Source organism: Aeromonas sp. HMWF014 (assembly GCF_963878295.1).
GTDB lineage: Bacteria > Pseudomonadota > Gammaproteobacteria > Enterobacterales > Aeromonadaceae > Aeromonas > Aeromonas popoffii.
Genome location: NZ_CAWNYS010000259.1, coordinates 1 through 4,668 on the forward strand (window position 1 = coordinate 1; position 4,668 = coordinate 4,668).

5 protein-coding genes are annotated in these 4,668 nt (G+C 57.1%); 4 read left to right on the plus strand and 1 reads right to left on the minus strand.

Annotated elements, in window-relative coordinates:
* On the minus strand, nt 1-340 hold a 340-nt coding region (locus AAC083_RS10505), incomplete at its 3' end, for a hypothetical protein (RefSeq protein WP_219927879.1).
* Between the two features lie 284 nt (nt 341-624).
* On the opposite strand from AAC083_RS10505, the gene rppH reads away from it, so the two are divergent.
* The 4 genes from rppH to thyA all read left to right on the plus strand — a co-directional run.
* Nucleotides 625-1,152: an RNA pyrophosphohydrolase gene (gene rppH / locus AAC083_RS10510; RefSeq protein ID WP_108536555.1), complete on the plus strand. Its 528-nt coding sequence runs from the start codon at nt 625-627 to the stop codon at nt 1,150-1,152.
* A 13-nt stretch (nt 1,153-1,165) separates the two neighbouring features.
* Nucleotides 1,166-3,445 carry a phosphoenolpyruvate--protein phosphotransferase gene (ptsP, locus tag AAC083_RS10515; RefSeq protein WP_042038816.1) on the plus strand — a complete coding sequence of 760 codons (2,280 nt, stop codon included), beginning with the start codon at nt 1,166-1,168 and terminating at the stop codon, nt 3,443-3,445.
* A gap of 67 nt (nt 3,446-3,512) precedes the next feature.
* On the plus strand, nt 3,513-4,340 hold the full coding sequence (lgt, locus tag AAC083_RS10520) for a prolipoprotein diacylglyceryl transferase (RefSeq protein ID WP_042038817.1): 828 nt from the start codon (nt 3,513-3,515) through the stop codon (nt 4,338-4,340).
* A gap of 91 nt (nt 4,341-4,431) precedes the next feature.
* Nucleotides 4,432-4,668: thymidylate synthase (thyA, locus tag AAC083_RS10525; RefSeq protein ID WP_108536556.1), on the plus strand; the 237-nt coding region annotated here is incomplete at its 3' end.

Consider the following 4,668-nt stretch of genomic DNA (forward strand, 5'->3'; position numbering starts at 1 on the left):
CCTTATTACTTATCATAATGATTTTTAACGAATTTGTCTTTATTGTACCGATCTTTTCCACGCAGGATCCCGGCTTGGAATAGTTGTCCAAGGGTTTACTCATGCTGTTGCACACAGTTATCCACAGAAATCTTGGATAACTGGCGCAATGTGGTGATAGTGGGGGTGTTGTTACAAAAAAATGTGAAACGGCAGCGATTTTTGCTGCGATGGCAGGGCAGATAGTGTGCCACTCCTGTGGATAAATTATCCGTGGTGGATCTTTGAGCAGACGAACTTGTTCACAATCAGGATCCCGGATCTTTGGCCGGGAAAGACATGGATCTTGATCCAGCACCATGCATATAACGCATTGTATTTAAATGAATGTTTGGTTTGATAAACCATACCGCATGCTGGTTCCTTGAGTAGAGCAGATAAACAAAACTACTGTATATACCCGCTTGCTCACAGGCTTATACACAGTCTGGGTGGGCAACTTGCGGGGTTTGATCCTTGGATTTGTTTATAAGTCGGCTTGAAATTGAAAGTTATTCATGAGTGGGGGATTGCAGTCCTTGTTTGCTGCCACGGGGTGAATGTGGAACAATCTCCTTATAGATTCAGCCTTTATAAGGTGATCACGTGATAGATGGCGACGGGTTTCGTCCCAATGTCGGAATCGTGATCTGTAACCGTGACGGGCAAGTATTGTGGGCTAAGCGCTATGGGCAGCACTCCTGGCAGTTTCCGCAGGGGGGAGTTGATGACGGTGAGACGCCTGAGCAGGCCATGTATCGTGAGCTGTATGAGGAGATAGGCCTCAAGCCCGAGGATGTGACCATCATGGCCACCAGTCGCAACTGGCTGAAGTACCGCTTACCCAAACGCCTTGTTCGTTGGGACAGTTCACCGGTCTGTATTGGCCAAAAACAAAAATGGTTCTTGCTACAACTGGATCCTGACAGGGAGTCCAGAATCCAGTTCGGTTGTCATGGTCACCCCGAGTTTGATGATTGGCGTTGGGTCAGCTTCTGGTATCCGGTACGCCAGGTTGTCTCTTTCAAGCGAGAAGTCTATCGACGGGTGATGAAAGAGTTTGCTCCGCTGGCGATGCCAGTGCCCGTGGTGCAAGTTAATCGGAAAGATGGGCGGCGCAACCGCTCTCGCTAAGGAGCACACCTAGTTGCTGACGGAACTCAGACGCATCGTCGAAAGCATGGCCGAAGCCAACACCTTGGAGCTGGCCCTGCAGGCATTGGTCAGTCAGACCCGGCTGGCTATGATGGTGGACTGCTGTTCCGTCTATGTTTCTGAACCGGACATGCGCCGCTACCGGCTGGCCGCGACCGATGGTCTGGCCGAGTCGGCGGTGGGCAAGGCGATCCTGCCATTTGAGCAGGGTATAGTCGGTCTGGTGGGTCAGCGGGAAGAGCTGATCAACTTGGCTGATGCCCCCTCCCATCCCAGTTTCAAATTTCTGCCCGATGTCGCCGAAGAAGCGTTTCGATCCTTCCTTGGCGCCCCCATCATGCATCAGCGCCAAGTGGTGGGCATTTTGGTGGTGCAGCAGAAGGAGTGTCGCCTTTTTGATGAGGGGGAGGAGTCCTTCATGGTCACGCTGGCGGCTCAGCTGGCGGCCCGCATCGCCCAGGCGCAAGCCAAGGGGTGGTTGCAGAAGACCGACTGGAGCAAGCCGCTGCGCGGTATCGCCGGGGCCAGCGGTATTGCCATGGCCAAAGCCTGGGTGTGGCGGCCCCGCAAGGAGCTCAGCTCCATCACTCCACGCAAGGATGAGGAGCACGCCAAGCAGCTGGAGCGGCTGAACGTGGCGGTGGAAGAGGTACGCCACGATCTGGAGAGTCTGGCACTGCGGTTTCGCGAGAGCTACGGCGAGGATTCGGTTGCCATCTTCGACATTTATCTGCATCTGCTCAACGATCCCGGTTACATCAAGCCCATCCGCAACAAGGTGAGCAAGGAGCACTGGACGGCCGTGTCGGCGGTCAAGCTCATCAGCGACCGACTGATCGACCAGTTCAAGGGGATGAAGGATCCCTACCTGCAGGAGCGCTCCACCGATGTGAAGGACATAGCCCAGCGGCTTATCAGCCGGCTGGTGCAGAATGAACCGGAACATATCACGGTCGGCGAGCCCGTGGTGTTGGTGGCCGACGAGGTGACGGCCACCATACTTGCCGAGGTGCCGAGGGAATTCCTGACCGGGGTGGTCTCCCTCAAGGGCGGTACCAACTCCCATGCCGCCATTTTAGCCCGTGCCATGGGGGTCGCGGCTATCATGGGGGTGGATCTGCCGCTCGGCGACATCGGCGGTCGCATGCTGGTGGTCGACGGCTACAGCGGCGATCTCTTCATCGAGCCCAATCAGGTGATCCTGACCGAGTATCGGCAACTGCTCAACGAGGAGCGGGCGCTCGATACCCTGGTGCGCAGCGTCGACAGTCAGCCATCGGAAACCGCCGATGGCACCCCTGTCTCCTTGCTGCTCAACGCTGGCCTGAGTGCCGACACCGAGATCTCCCTCAATCATCTGGCAGACGGGGTTGGGCTCTATCGCACCGAGATCCCCTTCATGCTGCAGGACAGCTTCCCCTCCGAGTGGGAGCAGACGGCGCGCTATCGCGGCATTCTGGAAACCTATCGCAATCGTCCTGTGTGCATGCGCACGCTGGACGTGGGGGGAGACAAGCAGCTGCCCTATTTCCCCATCGTCGAGGAAAATCCCTTCCTTGGCTGGCGGGGGATCCGGCTCACTCTGGATCACCCCGAACTGTTTCTGGTCCAGCTCAAGGCCATGCTACGAGCGAGCGAAGGGCTGGACAACCTGGCCATCATGCTGCCGATGATCAGCAGTGTCAGCGAAATCAGGGCTTCCCGTCGGTTGCTGGATCAGGCCTGGCGAGAAGTGTCGGAAGAGGCGGCCAGCCGCGATGCGGTGATCCGCTACCCCAGCCTGGGAGTGATGATAGAGGTGCCGTCCGCCCTCTATATACTGCCCGAGATGGCGCCGCTCATCGACTTCTGGTCGGTGGGCAGCAATGACCTGACGCAATACCTGCTGGCGGTGGACCGCAACAATGCCCGCGTCGCCAACATCTACGACGCTTTCCATCCTGCGGTGATCCGCGCCCTGCAGCAGCTGGTTGATGCCTCCCATCGCTACCAGAAGCCGGTGTCGGTTTGTGGCGAACTGGCCGGCGATCCGGTCGGTGTGCTTTTGTTGCTGGCCATGGGCTATCGCCGCTTCAGTATGAACACCCACAATATCGCCAGGATCAAGTACGTGCTGCGTCAATCGACCCTGAGCGAGCTGACCGCGCTGATGGCCGACGGCCTCAAGCACGACAATCCTCACGTGCTGCGCGGCCTGTTCGCCCGCTACCTGGAAGAGCACGGTCTGGGCGGCTTGCTGCGGGCCGGTCACAAAACGAAACAGACTGATTGATAATCATGCCTTGTCCCTGCTGACGAATGATCGGAAAATGCGACTTTTCTTATGACTGGGGCCGCATATGCAGCACGATGGATATTGGGTTTTCTCGCAGGTTGATCCTGTCGCATTCAGTTTGGGGCCACTATCGGTACGCTGGTACGGTCTCATGTACCTGTTTGGTTTCGCTTTTGCTATGTGGCTGGCGGGGCGTCGCGCGGACGCACAGAACAGCGGCTGGACCCGCAACGAGGTCTCTGACCTGCTGTTTTATGGCTTCCTCGGGGTGATCCTGGGTGGTCGGGTCGGTTACGTGCTGTTCTACAACTTCGACATGTTCTTGGCCGACCCCCTCTACCTGTTCAAGATCTGGACCGGCGGCATGTCGTTCCACGGTGGTCTGATCGGGGTTATCACCGCGATGATCTGGTTTGCCCACAAGACCAAGCGCCACTTCTTCACCGTGGCCGACTTTGTGGCACCGCTCATTCCGTTTGGTCTCGGTGTTGGCCGGATTGGCAACTTCCTCAACGGCGAGTTGTGGGGCCGGGTCACCGATGTGCCCTGGGCCATCATCTTCCCGGAGGCAGGCCCCGAGCCGCGCCATCCCTCCCAGCTCTACCAGTTTGCACTGGAAGGGGTGGTGCTGTTCATCATCCTCAACCTGTTTTGGCGCAAGAACCCGCCCCGTGGTGCCATCTCAGGCATGTTCTTGCTGTTCTACGGCCTGTTCCGCTTCCTGGTGGAGTTTGTGCGCCAGCCGGACAGCCAGCTGGGTCTCTATTTCCAGGAGATCAGCATGGGCCAGATCCTCTCCACCCCGATGATTATCGCCGGTGCCCTGATGATTTGGGCCGCCTACAAGCGCCCGCAGTTATTTGGTAATAGGGTGAAGGAGGCAAAGCAATGAGAGCCTGCCTCGTTCTTATGCAGAATAACCTGCCCCAAGATGCCTGCGGTAGCGTGAAGATGTTTGGTAATGCCGTGAAGGAGGCGAAGTAATGAGAGCTTATCTCGACCTGATGCAGAAAATCCTCGATGAGGGCACCGTCAAGTCAGACCGTACCGGCACCGGTACTGTCTCCCTGTTCGGCCATCAGATGCGCTTCAATCTGGCGGAGGGTTTTCCGCTGGTCACCACCAAGAAGTGCCACCTGCGCTCCATCATTCACGAGTTGCTCTGGTTCCTCAACGGCGACACCAACACTGCCTATCTGAAAGAGCACGGCGTCAGTATC